The organism is Collinsella sp. CLA-AA-H302 (genome assembly GCF_040093305.1).
Taxonomy (GTDB): domain Bacteria; phylum Actinomycetota; class Coriobacteriia; order Coriobacteriales; family Coriobacteriaceae; genus Collinsella.
Map to the genome: position 1 here is coordinate 286,872 of NZ_JBBNJW010000001.1, position 17,199 is coordinate 304,070.

The following is a 17,199-nucleotide window of genomic DNA, read 5'->3' on the forward strand; positions in this document are numbered from 1 at the left end:
GGGCGGCGCGGGCAAGTTTTTCGTTCGGTCAGGTCCTGGGCTCGCACGAAGAGCACATTAAGTGCTCTTCAGCTCGTGCGGAATCTACGAAAAACTTGCCCGCGCCGCCCGGCCAGGTCCTAGGTTTACTTGCTTGCCGCCATGATGGCGCCTCGGGTGTCTAGATACTTGGCTGAATTTATTTGATATGGAAGGAGCCCGTTGTTGGACGGGCTCCTTTTTCTGTGCGGTCTATTTGGCTAGGCTTCGGCTGCTTCGAGGTGTTGCGTTTCCTTGATCTCGACGATCATGTCGATGCGGCGTTGGTGGCGGCCGCCTTCGAACTTGGCGTCGAGCCATTCGTCCACGATCATCTTTGCGAGCTCGGAGCCCACCACGCGGGCACCGAAGGCCACGATGTTGGTGTTGTTGTGCTCGCGGCTGAGTTTGGCCGAATAGGGCTCGGAGCATACCACGGCACGCACGCCCTCAACCGCGTTGGCTGCCAGACTGATGCCCACGCCCGTGCCACAGATAAGAACGCCCAGATCGCACTCCCCTGCCGCCACGGCGCAGCCGACCTTGTAGCCGCTAATGGGATAGTCAAAACGCTCGGTGGAGTTGGTGCCAAAGTCCACGACCTCGTAGCCGCGCTCCTCCAGGTGCTCCTTGATGATGTTCTTGAGCTCGACGGCCACGTGGTCGTTACCGATTGCGATCTTCATTTACAGGTTCCTTTCGATCGAGCCACATGGCTCTTTGCTATTAACTGACAGCCTCTGGCCTGCCGCGGTTAGTACTCCTCTCCCTGACGCAGCTTCTCAAGCGCTTCCGCATAGGTCATGTCCTTGCCAAACAATGCGCTCGTGCCCAAGATGAAGCCGTCGGCACCGATGGCCGAGAGTTCCTTGACGCGCGCGGGCGAGCAGGCGCCGTCGATCATGATCTTGAAGCCGTACTCATCCTTGAGAGCCGCAAGCTGTTCAATCTTCTTTTTAGTGAATTCGATAAACGCCTGCCCGGCAAAACCGGGATTGACCGTCATGACCATCACGTAGTCGCAGAGGTTGAGAATCTCCTCGAGCAGGGTCACCGCGGTATCGGGGTTGACGGCGATGCCCGCAGCGCAACCGAGCGCTTTGATGGCGGCGAGCGTCTTGACCACATAGCGCTCGGACTCGGGATGAATGTAGATGATATCAGCGCCCGCATCGGCAAAGAGGTCGATCTTGGCCGCCGGGTTCTCGATCATCAGATGCACGTCGACGAGCTTTTGCGTGGCAGCGCGCACGGCCTTGATGTCCTCGAGGCCCATCGCAAAGTTAGGTACAAAGCTACCGTCCATCACATCGCAGTGAAAGATATCGGCACCCGCGGAGTCGAGCTCACGCACCGTGTTGGCAAGCTCGCCGTAATCGGCGCACATCATACTGGGGCAGAGAAGCATAGATGATCCCTCACAAATTCGTCCAAGAGCGTCATTTGGTTAATCGTATAACCAGCTGAGAATCTACCAAATACCAGTGTATGAATCGGTAAGCGGTAGTTATTCACTCCGTGAACGGTACCTAATTCATGGTTAATCGTATAATCAAGTGTTAACCAAATAGGGCGTTATAATTGTTAACCAGCAGGCGTTAACCAAGCTGGAGGTCCCATGGCGCAAAAACAGCTCTCAATGAAAGAAATCGCCCAACTTGCCGGGGTCTCCGTAGCCACCGTGAGCCATGTGGTCAACAACGTTGGCCGTTTCTCCGAGGACACGCGCAAACGCGTGCAGGATGTTATCGACCAGTACGGTTACGTTACCAACCAGTCCGCCAAGACGCTTCGCCAAGCGCAGTCGCGCTCCATAGGCATGATCGTGCCCGATATATCCAACGACTTCTTTTCCAAGATCGCCTACCACGTAGAGCGCACGCTTGCGGCGCAGGGGTACTCTGTCTTTGTCTGCAACAGCGGCAACGATCCGCAGCGCGAGCGCGATTACTTCCATAGCCTTGCCAGCAAGCAGGCCGACGGCATCATATGCATCTCGGGCCTGCGTGAGCTCACGGACGACATCGTCACGCGCGGTATCCCCGTGGTCTGCATCGACCGCATGCCGCAGTCGGACCTCGCCATCCCCCACGTGGGGACCGATGACGAACGCGGCGCCCACCTGGCAACGAGCGCACTCATTGACCGCGACTGCAAAAACATCCTCACCATCTCGAGCTTTACCGCAGACTACGACCGCAACGACCGCCTCACGGGCTATATGCATGCGCTCGCCGATCATGGCCTGCCGCTTCGCCGCGAGTACATGGCCTACGTCACCGGCCAGCGTCCTAGCATGGACGAGGCTCAGGATATCGTTGCCGGAATGATCGATGCGGGCATGCCGCTCGACGGCATCTTTGCTACAAGCGACCATTCGGCCGCAGGAGCGCTGCGCGCCGTGCAGGCAGCAGGTCTCAACGTGCCCGGAGACATCAAGATCGTGGGCTACGATGACTCCATCTACTCAAAGCTCACCACGCCGCAGATCACCACGGTTCAGCGCCACCCCGAGCTCATGGCACAAGAGGGTTGCAAGGCGCTCCTCGACCTCATCGCAGGCCGCACCCCCGCCATGGAGACCGTGGCCCCCGTAGAGCTCGTGCGCCGCAGGAGCTGCTAACCGCACAGAAAGACGCCGCGGGACGCATCCAAGCCTGGAAACGTTCCGCGGCGTCGGCATTGGCGACCTGCGACCATCGGGCGGCCAGAAGCGTCGCACCCATGGTCATCGCCCGCAAGCTCGTCGCTCGCTACTTGGCGTCGGCCCAGGTTATGCCGGTGCTGGCTTCGGCGATTAGGGGGACGCGGAGGTCTACTACGTGTTCCATGACGTCGCGTACCATGGTGGTTAGGCGCTCGACTTCGTTGACGGGGCACTCAAAGTCCAGTTCGTCGTGTACCTGCAGGATCATATGGGCGGCAAAGCCTTCTTCTTCCAGGCGGCGGCTTACGCGGGCCATGGCGATCTTGATGATGTCGGCGGCGGTGCCCTGCATGGGGTGGTTCATGGCCGTGCGCTCACCAAAGCCGCGGAGCTGTGGGTTTTTGGCCTTGAGCTCGGGAATATGGCGTCTGCGGCCATACATGGTCTCGGCATAGCCCGTCTGCTTGGCTCGCGCCACCACATTGTCGAGGAACGTGCGCACGCCCGGGTAGGCCTCGTAGTAGCGATCGATCATATCGCGCGCCTCGGCCATCGAGATGTGCAGCGACCGCGACAGACCATAGGCCTGCTGACCGTACACGATGCCAAAGTTCACGGCCTTGGCGCGGCTACGCAGGTCGGGTGTCACCTCGGACACCGGCACGCCAAATACGCGCGCGGCCGTCTCGGCATGGAAGTCCTCGCCCTCGTTGAAGGCGCGCACCAGGTGCTCGTCACCCGAAAGATGCGCGAGCAGGCGCAGCTCGATCTGCGAGTAGTCCACCGCCAAAAAGACGCTGCCCTCGCCCGCCGAGAACGCCGTCTTGACGGTACGCCCCAGCTCCGAGCGCGTCGGAATGTTTTGCAGATTGGGGTCGCTCGAAGACAAACGCCCCGTCGCGGTGATGGTCTGGTTGTACGTGGTGTGTACACGCCCGTCACCACGGCGCAGCGGGCCCAGCGTGTCCAGATAGGTCGACTTAATCTTGGACTTCTCACGCCAGTCCAAAATCAGGCGCACGATCTCGTGGTCGCGGGCAAGGTCGCTCAGCACCTTGGCGTTGGTCGAATAGTAGCCGCGCTTGGTCTTTTTGAGGCCCTTGGTCGGAAGTCCCATAACATCAAACAGCACGTGCGAGAGTTGCATGGGGCTGCCGATGTTAAAGGTCTCGTCGCCGGCCAGGTCGCGAATGCTGCGCTCGACATCGGCAATCTGGGCCGCCAGGCCCTCGGACAGACTGTGCAGGCGGTCGGGGTCCACGAGCATGCCCGCGCGCTCCATCTTGGCAAGCACCGGCACGAGCGGCATCTCGATCCCATCGAACACGTTGGCGGCGTTCTCGCGGGCCATGCGGTCGCGCAGCGGCGCCACGAGTGCCAGCGTCAGGGCAGCCGTGCGCGCGGCGAGCGCAGGAGCGTCCTCGCCGGCACCCTCTGCGCCACGTGCCGCAGGCAGCGTCATCTGCAGATAGGTATCGGCCAGATACGCCTCATCAAACTCGGAGCGGTCGGAATCCAACAGGTAGGCGGCGACCACGGTATCGAAGATGCGCGTGGAATCGACGGCCAGCGGATCCATGAGCTCGGGCTCGGAAGAATCGATGGGCGAAAGCTCATGCAGCAGCGCCTTCATATCCGGGCTCGCCACGCGGCCCTCCATAAACAGGCGCGCAAGCACGCCGGCGATCAGGCCGTGGGCAACGTTAAAGCCATCGACCACGGCAGACGCACCGCCGTCGCCCTCCTCAAGAGCAAACAGCCCCTTGGACGTCGCCAGCCACAGCGTGCGCGTCAGACCAAAAAGCGCGCCCTCCTCCTTGTCATCGTCCACCACGGCGGCAATCCACTCACCCGCATCAATCGCACGAGCGATCTCGACGGCAGCGGCAGCAAGCGCCTCGGCATCGCCGGCGGCGGCACGCGAAACGGTGGGCATCTCAAACGTGCTGGCAGCAGCTGCAGCCCCACCCTCGCCACCAATCAGCGAGAGAAAACGGTTCTGCATGGCCGTAATGCCGAGCGTACCCAGCGCCGCGGAAACCTCATCGGCAGAAAACGCCGGGAAGGACGTCGCCTCAAAATCGAGCTCAACGGGCGCATCGGTGCGGATGGTCGCCACCTTACGGCTCAGCAACGCGTCGTCGATGTGTGCGCGCAGGTTTTCGCCCATCTTGCCCTTGACCTCATCGGCGTGTGCGATGACCTCGTCCAGGCTACCGTACTGCGCGATGAGCGCGCTCGCCTTTTTGGGGCCGATGCCCGGCACGCCGGGGATGTTATCGGACGTGTCGCCCTTCAGACCGTAAAAATCGGGCACGAGCGCCGGCGTGATGCCGTGATACAGGTCGTCTACGCTCTCGGGCGTCATGATCGCCACGTCGGACAGGCCCTTGCGAGTCGAGACCACGTTGATGTGCTCGGTCACAAGCTGATACATGTCGCGGTCGCCGGTCACCAACAGCATGTCGCAGCCGGCCTCCTCACCCAGACGCGCCATGGTTCCCAGGATATCGTCGCCTTCCCAGCCCTCGGACTGCAGAATCGGCACGTTGAGTGCGGCGAGCAGCTCCTTAATCATCGGGAACTGCGCGTGCAGATCGGGGTCCATGGGCGGGCGCTGCGCCTTATACTGCGGCAGCATCTCCATGCGCACGCGCGGCTTGCCCTTATCAAACGCCACGACGACGCCGTCGGGATTAAAGGCATCGATCATCTTGAGAAACATGTTCAAAAAGCCAAAGATCGCGTTGGTGGGGCGACCGTCCGGCGCGTTCATGGTCGGCGGCACGGCGTGGAAGGCGCGGTGCATGAGCGAGTTGCCGTCGATGACGGCAAAGGTGCGGCGCTTGTCAGACATATTGAATACCTCGCTTTGGGCTGGGCACGGTTTGCTCACACCAGTTTACACGCTCCCCGCCCCGCGGCCACCGCACATCAAGCTCCGCCGCCACCGCGCGCCCGCGCGTGATACGATGGCTCACGGTACATCAACCAGCACGATCGATCCGAAAGGAGCCTGCGTCATGGAGCGTCCCTGCGCATGGAAAAAGTACACGCCACAGCAAATCGAGGAGCTCGAGGAGCTTTGCCGCGGCTATAAGCAGTTTTTGAGTGAGAACAAGACCGAGCGCCTGTGCGTCAAGGCCGGCATCAAGATGGCCAAGGAGGCGGGCTACGTCGACCTGGAGACCGTGATCGCCGAGGGCCGCGAGCTCAAGGCAGGCGACAAGGTGTACGCCGCCAACCACGGCAAGGACCTTATGCTTGTCAACCTTGGCACCGCCCCGCTCGAGCAGGGCTTTAACATCCTGGGCGCCCACGTGGATTCGCCACGCCTGGACCTCAAGCAGAACCCTGCCTTCGAGGCCGGCGACATGGCCTACCTCGACACGCACTACTACGGCGGCGTCAAGAGCTACCACTGGGTGGCCTCCCCGCTTGCACTCGTGGGCGTCATCTGCAAAAAGGACGGTACCACCGTCGACATCAACATCGGCGACAAGGCAGACGACCCGGTCTTTACCATCTCCGACCTTCTGATCCACCTCTCGAGCGAGCAGATGGCCAAGCCCGCCAAGGACGCCGTCGACGCCGAGATCCTCGACGTGATCGTGGGAGGCCGCCCCGTCAAGTTTGACGAGGACGACAAGGACGCCCCCAAGGAGCCCGTCAAGCAGATGTTCCTGGATATCCTCAAGGAACAGTACGACGTCGAGGAGGAGGACTTCCTCTCCGCCGAGATCGAGGTCGTGCCCGCCGGCCCCGCCCGCGACATGGGCCTCGACCGCTCCATGATTTTGGGCTATGGCCACGACGACCGCGTATGCGCCTACCCCTCCATGCTCGCCCAGATCGATGTGGCCAATGTCGAGCGCACGAGCATCACGCTCATCGTCGACAAGGAGGAGATCGGCTCCGTGGGCGCCACTGGCATGACGAGCCGCTTCTTCGAGAACACCGTCGCCGAGATCATGACGCTCGCCGGCGAGGACAGCCCGCTGGCCCTGCGCCGCTCGCTTGCCCGCAGCCGCATGCTCTCCTCCGACGTGTCCGCCGGCTTCGACCCGGGCTACGCCGGCAAGTTCGAGACCAAGAACGCTGCCTTTATGGGTCGCGGCCTGTGCTTTAACAAGTACACGGGCAGCCGCGGCAAGGGCGGCTCCAACGACGCCGACGCCGAGTACGTGGCCCTCATCCGCGACATCATGGACGAGGCGGGCGTGGACTTCCAGACCTGCGAGCTCGGCCGCGTCAACGCGGGCGGCGGCGGCACCATCGCCTACATCATGGCCGAGTACGGCATGAACGTCATCGACTCCGGCGTTGCCGTCTTGTCCATGCACGCCCTGTGGGAGGTCGCCAACAAGGCCGATATCTACGAGGCCTATCGCGGCTACAAGGCCTTCATCGAGCGCGCCTAACCAACCCTCCATCAGTTGCGGTGAAATACGGACTAAACTGGCCCATAAACGGCCAAAACAGACCGTATTCCACCGCAACTTCCTTTTTGGCAGAGGAGAGTTCATGCTCCAGGTCATCGTTTCACCCGCCAAGCAAATGCGCGCGGCACAAGATGCTTTTGAAGTTCAGGGGATTCCGCCCTTTGCGCGCGAGACCGCCCAGCTGCACCATGCGCTCTTGGACATCGAACGAACCGAAGGCGACAGCGGCCTACAAGCTCTGTGGAACGTCAGCGACAAGCTGCTGGCCCCTTGTCTCGACATTTTGCATGAGTTCGAGCCCATCTTGGGAAACGGCGATCTTGCCGATTCCGGTATCGCGCGCCGCATCTCCCCTGCCATCATGTCCTATCACGGCATTCAATACCAGAGCATGGCGCCCGAGGTGATGGATTCCGCGCAGCTCGCATGGCTGCAAGACCATCTGTGGATCCTCTCGGGCCTTTACGGATGCGTACGCCCCTTTCATGCCGTCGAACCGTATCGGCTGGAAATGGGCGCAAAGCTCGCCGTTGACGATGCCCGAGACCTCTACGCGTTTTGGAGCGACAAGCTCGCGCGGGCTATCGCCCCGGCAGGCTCAAACACCACGATCGTCAACCTCGCCAGCGTAGAGTATGCCAAAGCCGTTCTGCCCCACCTCGCGGGCGACGCCACGGCCGTCACATGCCTCTTTGGCGAGGGTATCCGCAACGGGAAGCCCATCCAACGGTCGACCGCCAGCAAAAAGGCGCGCGGCTCCATGGTGCGGTGGATGGCAGAAAACAAGCTCGAGGATGCAAGCGGACTTACCGCATTCGACGTTGGTTATCGTCACTTTCCCGAGCTTTCAAACGAAAACACCCTGGTTTTCATGAACGCGCAGGTACAATAGGCCCGCCGTTTCCAACCCCACCCAGTTACTCCGCCAAGCCATCGGCCTTTGCAATCTCGCTCGTCGAGCCATCTTGGTAGGTAACCTTAACGTGCTCCACCTCGGACGCCGCAGCGCCCGCCGGGGGCTCCAGACGCCATTCCGTCAGCGCGATATCCATCGTCGTGGGGACGTCTCCTTGATCTTTGAGCTTCACCGTCAGCGTTTTGAGCGCCGCATCAAACGTCACACGTTCGATTTCCTCACCAGGAATAGACCCACCGCTCAGCTGCAATTGCACAAACTCATCGCGCGGATACCAATAATCGCCCGGCGCGGCAACGGTATTGTCGCCCGCGACCTTCACCGTCATTATCGGTAGGCCATCATCGGCCTCGAACTCCCATGCAGCGCCGCCGCGACCACCAAACGTCCAAATACAAAAGGCAATCACCAGCACGGCAAGCACCGCAAAACCAATCGCAACAAGGCCATGGTGCGCACGGCTTTCCTCGGCCGATACATCCCATTGCGTCTCTCGATATAGATGCTTGTCTTCCATGTTCGCCTCCCCACAGGCACGCTCGTTGGCCCAATCGTACCCATTCAGGCTATACTTGAGCCCATGACATAACGGGGAGCTTGCAGGACAAGACGGCAGGCTGAGATTGGGCGCGCCCGCCCTGACCCGCAAACCTGATATGGGTAATGCCAACGAAGGGAGCCGTGCCAATGAGCACACAGACCGAGCCCAAGCTCGTCACGCAAATCGACTTCGCCCGCGCCGGGCAAATCACACCGCAGATGGAGGAGGTCGCCGAGCGCGAGCATCGCGACCCCGAGTACATTCGTGAGCGTGTTGCCGACGGCCGCATCGCCATTCCCGCCAACATCGTGCACATCAAAAAGGGCATGCGTGCCTTTGGCGTCGGCGAGGGTCTGTCCACTAAGGTCAACGTCAACCTGGGCATCTCGGGCGACAAGGCCGATGCCGCCGAGGAATGGAAGAAGGTCAAGATCGCCGAGGACTACGGCGCCGACGCCATCATGGACCTCTCCAACTCGGGCAAGACGCGCAAGTTCCGCCAGCAGCTCATCGACGAGACGCCGCTCATGGTGGGCACGGTGCCCATGTACGACGCCATCGGCTATATGGAAAAGCCGCTGGTCAAGCTTACCAAGGACGACCTGCTCGAGGTCGTGCGCGCGCACGCCGAGGACGGCGTGGACTTTATGACCATCCACTGCGGCATCAACAAATCGGTCATCAAGACCTTTAAGGAGACCGGCCGCCTCATGAACATCGTCAGCCGCGGCGGCTCGCTGCTGTTTGGCTGGATGGAGGTCACCGGCAACGAGAACCCCTTCTACGAGTTCTACGACGAGGTGCTCGAGATCTGCCACGAGTACGACGTGACGATCTCGCTCGGCGACTCCTGCCGCCCGGGCTGCCTCTACGATTCCAACGACGCCACCGAGACCGCCGAGATGATCGAGCTGGGCAAGCTGTGCAAACGTGCTTGGGCAGCCGGCGTCCAGGTCATGGTCGAGGGCCCGGGCCACATGGCGCTCGACGAGATCGCCGCCAATATGAAGCTGCAGAAGCGCCTGTGCCACAACGCCCCGTTCTATGTGCTCGGGCCCCTGGTGACCGATATCGGCGTGGGCTACGACCACATCACCGCTGCCATCGGCGGCGCTATCTCTGCCAGCTCCGGCGCCGACTTCCTGTGCTACGTGACGCCGGCCGAGCACCTGTGCCTGCCCAACGCCCAGGACGTGCTCGATGGCCTTATGGCCACCAAGATCGCCGCGCACGCCGCCGACATCGCCAAGAAGGTACCGCACGCCCGCGATGCCGATGACCGCATGGGCCAGGCGCGCCGCAAGCTCGACTGGGAAGAGATGTGGAAGTGGGCGCTCGATCCGGTCACGAGCCGCAAGCGCTACGAGGAATCTCCCGCCGCCACCGAGGGCACCTGCACCATGTGCGGCAAGATGTGCGCCGTTCGCACCGTCAACAAGGTGTTCGAAGGCACGACGATCGACCTCGGCATGGAGGACTAACACGCTGTCACGATTGCTTTTGGCGACGTCATGACACTCGTCAATTGTTAACGTGTGAACATTCTCTTACATTTACGTAAAGATTGCACCACCCGCCCGGGATCGGCATATAGCCGGCCCGGGCAACTTTATAATGCAGGTAGAAGACCCATTTGAATCCGACCGAACAAGAGAGCGAACATGGATCGTAGTAACGTACCTGCCGTCCTGTCCATCGCAGGATCCGATTCCAGCGGCGGCGCCGGCATTCAGGCCGATATTAAGACCATCACGGCACACCGTCTGTATGCCGAGACGGCTATCACGGCCATCACCGCACAGAACACCCTGGGCGTCACCGCCGTGCAGAACATCTCCCCGGACATTGTCGCGGCGCAGATCGATGCCGTCTTTGACGATATCCGCCCCAGCGCCGTCAAGATCGGCATGGTCTCCTCCGCCGAGATTATCGAGGTTATCGCCGACCGCCTGAGCGCCTGGGACGCGACAAATATCGTCGTCGACCCCGTTATGGTCGCCACCTCGGGCGCCCGCCTCATCGCCGAAGATGCCGCCGAGGCGCTCACCCGCCGCCTGTTCCCGCTGGCGACGGTTATCACGCCCAATATTCCCGAGGCCATGGCCCTGCTCGACTACGAGGTCGACTCCGAGCGCACACAGCAAAATGCCGCCATGCTCCTCACCCGCCGCTTTGGTTGCGCATCCCTCGTTAAGGGTGGGCATCTTGTCAACGAGGCCAACGATGTACTGGCCGAGGCCGCGCCGCTCGATGACGAGGGCAACCACCTGGGCGATCCGCTCACCACGTGGTTCCGCCACAAGCGCATCGAGACCGACAATACACACGGCACCGGCTGCACGCTCTCGTCCGCCATCGCCTGCGCGCTGGCCCAGGGCATGGATCTTGCCGATGCCGTCAACGCCGGCAAGGCCTACCTAACCGGCGCTCTCGCCGCCGGCTTTGACATGGGCAAAGGCTCTGGCCCCGTCAACCACATGTGGCAGTACTGAGACAGTTTGCCGCAGCTCGCTATTGATGCTGACCATCAGGCAAAACTCGCTGACGGCACCGCAACACGCTGACCGTACTTGGGGTTTTGCGCCCACTTGGGATATTCGAGGGATACGAGAAAGGGGCCGTGGCGACGAACCGCCACGGCCCCTTTTGCTGTTATCGCCCGCGGTCGCTCCCGCCCCAGATCAGGGCGAGCGCGACAACCGTGACGAAACTGCCCAAAATCGCGCCGAGCGCCGCGCCCATGACGAAAGCCATTACCACGGCACCCCGTCGGTGACGCAGACCTGCAGACGGTCGAGCGGCTCGCCGTAGATACCGGCGTAGTTGTCGCCGCTATAGGTAGAGCCGTCGTCGCACACGGTGTTCAGCCATCCGGCGCGCGCAGTGGTCTGGGAGCGGTACCACGCCTGCTTGTACTCCTCGCCGCTCGGCGTCACGTAGTACATGCGTACGCCGTCGATGGTATGGCCGGCGATACCGGCGCAGCCGTTTACGGTGTCGTTGCGGTCGCCCTTGGCGACCCAGTCGAGCCAGCCGTCCTCGACGGTGTGGACCTGATACTTGAGCGTACCGCGATCAACTCGGGCGCAAAGGAGGTCATGCTGTCGGCACGGGTAGCCCGCGAAGCCGTCGTCGCCGGCACCGAAGTCAGTCACCTCGTCCAGCCAGCCGCCACCCTTGAGGTGCAGCGAGTAGTGTACGGGAACACGGGCGCCAGTGGAGCGAGGGAAACCGCCCGGCGCGCCCTGCGACGCCGAAGGCGCAGCAGGGGTCGCCGCGGGCTGCACAGTCTGCGCGGACGGCTGCGTGCCGCCGACCATCGCGTCGTACCACTCGACGGCGCGCTGCATGTAGTGGTCGCGCTGCGAGCCGGCCAGCTCGCCGGGGCAGGCCGTGGACGACCAGTGCTTGTGTGGGAACACGTTCACCATCCATGCCGGGCGGCCCAGCCCGTAGTACAGGCACAGAGCCGCCACGAGGTGCGCACCGCTCTCGATAGCGGCGTCGTGAACCGTCCACGGGCCGCGCGCGCTGTTGGCGTGCTCGATGGAGATCGTGGTGTCGTTGCCGCCGCCCGTGCCGATGCCGTCGCCGCAAGCGTAGGCGCGGTCGGTGTCGTTGACATGCTGCACGATGTAGCCGTTGCGGTCGACCGAGTAGTGGGCAGAGCAGCCGTTGGCGGCCCAGATGCTGTTGCACTGGGCCGCATTGAGGTCACCCGCCATATGGTGGATCGTGACGCCCTTGATGCCGAAGGGTCGTCCCGCCGAGAAGTTGCAGCCGAGGAGCTTGTACTCGTCCGGTTGGACGTTCGCGAAATCTGCCATGTTAGTCCTCCTTAATGTCGCCGAGCGCGAGCAGCGCGTCGAGCCATTTGTCCGTGATACCGACGGATTTGAAGGCGGCATAGGCCACCTGCACGCCGCCGACACACGCGAAGATGGACGTCACCCACGCCGAGGGGTCGGTGGGCACGCCTCCCGCCATGGCCGTGAGGGCGCCGCACCCCGCCGAGACGGCGATGGCCGTCCAGCGGGCGACGCTGCCCGTCATGGCCTTAGTCTTGATGGCCTGCACGATGTACGGCACCACGAGCACCGTGGCGACGGTGAGGCTGGCCTGAATCTCAGTCATTTGATTGCTCCTATCTGCTTGTCTCCTTGTTGTACATGAGGTCGACTCGGTCGCAAATATGGTCGACCTTCTGCGCCATTCCCTGGCTGCGTGCCTGGCTGTGCGCGAGGTCCGAGTGCAGCACCTCGTTCGAGGCCACCACGGACTCCATCAGCGTCTTCATGGCCTCCATGAGGCTGTTGGACCTCTCCATCTGGGCGGCGATGCGGCCCTCCATCTGCGAGCGCTCACGGTCGCGCTGCGCCCGCTCGGCCACCTCCTCCTGTTTGCGCTCCTCGCGCTTGAGGTCGATGTTCGCCTTGCGCTCGTTTTGGGCCTTGTATTCGTCCAAAAACTGCCTGCCGAAGTAGAAGGCGACGAGCACAAGCAGCACGCCTCCCAGCCACCCCGGGCCGTACGGCGCGAAAAGCTTGAGCACCTCCATCCGGCCTCCTTCCCGTTCTGCAGTGCGGTGGGGCCCATTCCCCGCCACACTGCAGGTTCAGGCCACCGTAACGCCGGCCTACACAGCCGCCATCGTGCCGACGCACACGGCCAGCGGGCCCTGCGACAGAATCACGGCGCGGTCGGTGATGATGCACCCCGTGCAGGAGCGCACCATCGGGACCGTCACCACCGCGCCGTGCAGCATCACGTCGAGCGCCGTGTCGTGGACGCCCACGACCGTGCCGAACTCCATCGTCAGCCGCTTGCCGCCCGACGGCATCGCCGCCGCCAGCCGCGCCGCCGCGCCCTTGATCTCGGCCGTCGAATCGCTCATCGCTCGTACCTCCTCGCCGTGTGCTTTATGACGCAGCCGGCGTCAAGCGTCAGCGTCTGCTTCTGGATTGCCAGCTTGCCGACAACCCCGCCGGTCCTGTAGTTCATCGCCACCGCCATGCACGGCTCGACGGGCTTGTACACGCTCTTGAACTCGTCCGTGCGCGTCACGGCGCGCTCGGTGGCGAGCAGCTCAGCCGCCTTGCGGTCCGCCGCCGCCTGCATGGCGTCCTGAGGCCAAGGCGTGGCGTTGCCTCCCTCCTCGACCTTGTCGGCGACGAAGATGGCCTCGCCGCCGTCGATGTAGCAGTAGCCCCAGCTGATCTTGTTGTGGTTCTCCGTGGCGTGGTAGGTGTAGCTGACCTTCTGCCACTCGCCAGTCATGGTGAACCCCTTGGTCACCGGGCCAAGCGCCCTCTCCTGATCCCAGAAAGACTGTATGATGCCCGTCGCGCCCTTAGTGCCCTTGACCCATACGCTCTGCGTGTAGTCCGTATCCTTCTTGACGCTCGGCCCCTCGTCCTGGCAGAAGCCGATGCGCCCACCGCTCGAGACGACCTTGATGCCGAAGAGCACGCCCACCTGCGGCGAGTCGGAGACGTAGACGGTCTGGATGCTGCCGTGCGAATCGCTCTGCCTGAAGCTCTTATCCGACTTCTTGCCGGTGCCGATGAGGGCGTTGGCGGCGCCCTCGACAAGGTTGCTGTCCTCGGTGTCCACGCCCGGCAGGCTGTCGTAGCTGTAGCTCTTGACGATGCGGCGTCCGACCGAGACGGTCGATAGGTCGGAGTCGGGCGAGTCGTCCACCGCCGTGCCGCGCACCGATGCGTCCTGCGTGCTGAAGTCCACGTGCACGACGTTGCAGACCTCGGCGCGGTTGGTCGATTCGGTCATGTCCGACATGAAGCGCGCGTCCCTGCCCTCGGTGAACTCCGCCGAGATGGGCATGTCGGCAGGCTCGACGTAGCGCCTGTAGATCACGTTGCCCATCCGGTCGGTCGTCGGCGAGCGGAACCCGGCCGCCTTGAGGAGCAGGTCCACCGCGTCCAGCTTGTTCTTAGCGTCGTTGTCCCTGCCCACGCCGAAAACCAAGGTGCTGCCCAGAAGGAGGCTGCTGGGGTCGGCGTAGACGGTGAGGCCGACCGATTCGGCTATCTTGACGGCCTCATCAACCAGATTGCTGCCCGCAACGATCACGTACGGCCCGTCGAAGTCGTCGTCTTTGAGCCGCTTCAGGAGGCCGTAGGCGTTGATCTGGCCCTCGCGGTAGGCGCCGTCGATGTCCACCGAGTCCACCTGCGGCATGAATGTTCCGAGGCACTCGCGCCTCTTACTGCCGTCCGTGAAGGTGGCGTTGAGGTACACACGCAGAAAGTCGTTGCCAACGTCGAACTTGTCGGCGAAGTCCAGGGATGCAGTCTCATAGAGCGCCGTGTTCGCATTGCGCTCGATGGAGCCGCCGTTCTCGATGTCGCGCACGAAGTCGAGCTCGAGCCCCGTCTCACGTGATACGCGCACGAAGTCGTAGGAGGCGTCGAACGGCCTTATCCAGCTATCAGCCATTGGCGGGCTCCTCCCACGTCTCCCACGTCGGGTCGCACGAAGCCACCCACGCGCCGTCGGAACGCTTCACGCTACAGCTGAGGCGGGCGCGGAACCGCTCGCCGTAGAGATCGCGCACCCAGAAGCGCCCCGCCATGTTCATGACCTCGAGGAATGACTTGTAGTCCTCCTCGTCGAGCAGCAGGAAGTCCATGCTGTCCTTGACGTCCCTCTCGTTGATGCCGTACGAGACGGGCAGCCCTTCCCCGCCGTCGGCGAAGTGCAGCATCTTGTATCCGTGCGTCACCTTACGGCTCGAGCCCTCCTTGAGATAGCGCCCGAGCCACGACCTCTCAGCGCCGGCCCCCCAGTTGAGAGCCACCTCGCGGCTCGCCACGGTCGTTTTGACCCTCGTCGCTGTGCTCACGCCCGTCGCGGCGTAGGCAACCGCGACGTACTCGAACTCGCTGTTGAGCGGAGGCAGCGGATCGCTCGCGCCCTCGCCCGCCGCAAGGTGCGAGCCGAGCTGCAGGGTCGAGCCGTCGGGCAGGACGCGCGACACGGTGAAGTGGGACGTCTCGGGCGTGTCGTCGCTGTCGGCCTTGCCTGGGAATACCGACAGCTGGCATCCCAACCTCTCGTCGACGAAGATGTTGAGCGACGGTTTGGCTGGCGGTGCCCAGTTGGTCTGGAAAGTTCTCGAGACGGTGACCGATAGGGACGATCCGGCCGTGACCGTGAGCATGACCCTGTACGGCGTGAAGTTGACGAAGGCATGCTGCGCGTAGCCGAGGCCAAAGGAGCGCGCGTCCTTGTCCACAGTCCCGCTCCACAGGAGATTGCCCCTGATGTCGCACAAAGACAGGTACTGTCGGCTGACGCCCGTCTCGTCGGCCACCTTCCACGTGAAGGTATGCGGCACCGCGCGCAGGGTCGCCCCGTCCGCAGCCGGATCGGTGAAGAATGCCTGGGGCGCGTCCGCCACGGTATATGCCGCCGCGCTCGACCATGCGCCCCAGTCCTCGTCGAGGCCCTTGGTGCGCACACGCACGGAGTAGAGGCCCTTGGTGCCGGTCGGCAGCTTCAGGCTCGTACCCGGGCCATCGACCGTCGTGGTGGTGGGGCCCGTCGGCGTCGTGACCTGCACCTCGGCTGAGGTCTGCGCCGAGCCGTCCGGATGGTTGGGCACCCATTCGAGCGTCGCGGTCGAACCTGTGGCGTAAGCCGCCCTGACGCCCCTGATGGACGGTGCGAGCGGCGGGCATATTGTCGTGACCTCGTTTGACTCCGTCCACGGTCCCTTGAGGCCGCTCTTGACCGCGCGGGCGCGGTAGCGCACCGTACCCGCCGGTGCCTCCTCGTCCTCCCAAGAGGCGCTTACATCCGCATCGACCCACGTCTTTCCACCGTCGGTCGTGAGCTGGAACTCCCAGCTGTCGACGAAGGCCGGTGCGTCGTGCCCCTTGAGCACGACCTTCGCCGCCTCCGCCTTGACGGCCTCGAGCATGCCGAGCGCCGTCGGCGTGGTGTAGATCGCCGGTGCGCTCACGCCGTAGTCCGACGTGCCGCCGGGGCCCGTCGCCTTGGCCGAGAAGATGTACATGCAGCCCGGCTCGAGGCCGTTGTAGGTGTGGCTCGTGGTATCCCAACTGACGGTGCCGACGTCGGTGAACTTCCCCGGGCCGTTCTTCACCACGCCGACGGTCACGGTCGACCAGGGGTAGTCGCCGTCCATGCCCGTGTAGTCGACGTCCCAGCTGACCTTCGCGCTGGTGTCGCTCAGGCGCTCCACCCTGATGTTCTTCGGCGTGTGCGGCGTGTGGTAGGCACGGCACGGGACCGTGACGGTGTTGGAGGCGTTCGACGTTCCGTTGCCGAAGCCGCCCGTGACGTTAATCTGGCCCGTGAAGGTGTGGTTGTAGGCGTCGCCGTTGCCGCGTGCGAGCTCGACGTCGCGCGACGTGCACTGCACCCATACCCAGCCGGAGTTGTTCGTCGAGTAGACCGAGCCGTTCCACGAGCCGCCCGCCGACGAGCTGCCGTTTGCGTAGCAGTCGATGGCGTAGCGCGTGCCGTAACCGTGCGTGACGCGGTAGGTCACGGTGGTGTCCGTGCGCCCGACCTCAGCAACGTCCACGTACGCGCACCAGCAGTACTTTCTATAGCCACTGCCGCCTTGAACCCAGTTTCCCTGCGCCAT

General features: G+C 63.1%; 15 protein-coding genes and 1 riboswitch. Of the genes, 5 read left to right on the plus strand and 10 right to left on the minus strand.

Features of this window, described 5'->3' with window-relative positions; genetic code table 11:
* Positions 1-239 precede the first annotated feature (239 nt).
* Positions 240-704 carry a ribose 5-phosphate isomerase B gene (gene rpiB / locus AAAV21_RS01190; RefSeq protein WP_349106848.1) on the minus strand — a complete coding sequence of 155 codons (465 nt, stop codon included), beginning with the start codon at positions 702-704 and terminating at the stop codon, positions 240-242.
* A 68-nt stretch (positions 705-772) separates the two neighbouring features.
* On the minus strand, positions 773-1,426 hold the full coding sequence (gene rpe, locus AAAV21_RS01195; RefSeq protein ID WP_117803354.1) for a ribulose-phosphate 3-epimerase: 654 nt from the start codon (positions 1,424-1,426) through the stop codon (positions 773-775).
* Positions 1,427-1,636: 210 nt separating this feature from the next.
* On the opposite strand from rpe, the gene AAAV21_RS01200 reads away from it, so the two are divergent.
* The gene (locus tag AAAV21_RS01200; RefSeq protein ID WP_349106850.1) at positions 1,637-2,641 is read left to right on the plus strand and encodes a LacI family DNA-binding transcriptional regulator; all 1,005 of its coding nucleotides are present in this window, start codon (positions 1,637-1,639) and stop codon (positions 2,639-2,641) included.
* Positions 2,642-2,771: 130 nt separating this feature from the next.
* Here AAAV21_RS01200 and polA read toward each other — a convergent pair whose 3' ends face one another.
* Positions 2,772-5,522: a DNA polymerase I gene (gene polA / locus AAAV21_RS01205; protein ID WP_349106852.1), complete on the minus strand. Its 2,751-nt coding sequence runs from the start codon at positions 5,520-5,522 to the stop codon at positions 2,772-2,774.
* 166 nt (positions 5,523-5,688) lie between these two features.
* Between polA and AAAV21_RS01210 the strand changes: the two genes are divergently transcribed.
* Both AAAV21_RS01210 and AAAV21_RS01215 read left to right on the plus strand, forming a co-directional pair.
* Positions 5,689-7,086: an aminopeptidase gene (locus AAAV21_RS01210; protein WP_349106855.1), complete on the plus strand. Its 1,398-nt coding sequence runs from the start codon at positions 5,689-5,691 to the stop codon at positions 7,084-7,086.
* A 103-nt stretch (positions 7,087-7,189) separates the two neighbouring features.
* The gene (locus AAAV21_RS01215; RefSeq protein ID WP_349106856.1) at positions 7,190-7,999 is read left to right on the plus strand and encodes a YaaA family protein; all 810 of its coding nucleotides are present in this window, start codon (positions 7,190-7,192) and stop codon (positions 7,997-7,999) included.
* A 25-nt stretch (positions 8,000-8,024) separates the two neighbouring features.
* Here the strand turns inward: AAAV21_RS01215 and AAAV21_RS01220 are convergent, their stop codons facing one another.
* Positions 8,025-8,540 (minus strand): hypothetical protein, encoded by a 516-nt coding sequence (locus AAAV21_RS01220; RefSeq protein ID WP_349106858.1) that lies wholly within the window; start codon positions 8,538-8,540, stop codon positions 8,025-8,027.
* 62 nt (positions 8,541-8,602) lie between these two features.
* A riboswitch (TPP riboswitch) is annotated at positions 8,603-8,719 on the plus strand.
* Between AAAV21_RS01220 and thiC the strand changes: the two genes are divergently transcribed.
* Together thiC and thiD are read left to right on the plus strand one after the other, a co-directional pair.
* Positions 8,711-10,045: a phosphomethylpyrimidine synthase ThiC gene (thiC, locus tag AAAV21_RS01225; RefSeq protein WP_349106860.1), complete on the plus strand. Its 1,335-nt coding sequence runs from the start codon at positions 8,711-8,713 to the stop codon at positions 10,043-10,045. (Overlaps the previous riboswitch by 9 nt.)
* A 180-nt stretch (positions 10,046-10,225) precedes the next feature.
* On the plus strand, positions 10,226-11,056 hold the full coding sequence (gene thiD / locus AAAV21_RS01230; protein ID WP_349106862.1) for a bifunctional hydroxymethylpyrimidine kinase/phosphomethylpyrimidine kinase: 831 nt from the start codon (positions 10,226-10,228) through the stop codon (positions 11,054-11,056).
* Between the two features lie 261 nt (positions 11,057-11,317).
* Here the strand turns inward: thiD and AAAV21_RS01235 are convergent, their stop codons facing one another.
* From AAAV21_RS01235 to AAAV21_RS01260, 6 genes are all read right to left on the minus strand, one after another.
* Entirely contained in the window at positions 11,318-12,391 is a 1,074-nt protein-coding gene (locus tag AAAV21_RS01235) for a peptidoglycan recognition family protein (protein ID WP_349106864.1), read from the minus strand.
* 1 nt (position 12,392) lies between these two features.
* Positions 12,393-12,698 carry a hypothetical protein gene (locus AAAV21_RS01240; RefSeq protein WP_349106866.1) on the minus strand — a complete coding sequence of 102 codons (306 nt, stop codon included), beginning with the start codon at positions 12,696-12,698 and terminating at the stop codon, positions 12,393-12,395.
* A 10-nt stretch (positions 12,699-12,708) separates the two neighbouring features.
* The gene (locus AAAV21_RS01245) at positions 12,709-13,122 is read right to left on the minus strand and encodes a hypothetical protein (protein ID WP_349106867.1); all 414 of its coding nucleotides are present in this window, start codon (positions 13,120-13,122) and stop codon (positions 12,709-12,711) included.
* Positions 13,123-13,200: 78 nt separating this feature from the next.
* Entirely contained in the window at positions 13,201-13,458 is a 258-nt protein-coding gene (locus tag AAAV21_RS01250; RefSeq protein WP_349106869.1) for a hypothetical protein, read from the minus strand.
* Positions 13,455-15,020: a hypothetical protein gene (locus AAAV21_RS01255; protein WP_349106871.1), complete on the minus strand. Its 1,566-nt coding sequence runs from the start codon at positions 15,018-15,020 to the stop codon at positions 13,455-13,457. Before AAAV21_RS01255 ends, AAAV21_RS01250 begins: the two co-directional genes overlap by 4 nt.
* Positions 15,013-17,199 carry a fibronectin type III domain-containing protein gene (locus tag AAAV21_RS01260; RefSeq protein ID WP_349106873.1) on the minus strand — a complete coding sequence of 729 codons (2,187 nt, stop codon included), beginning with the start codon at positions 17,197-17,199 and terminating at the stop codon, positions 15,013-15,015. Before AAAV21_RS01260 ends, AAAV21_RS01255 begins: the two co-directional genes overlap by 8 nt.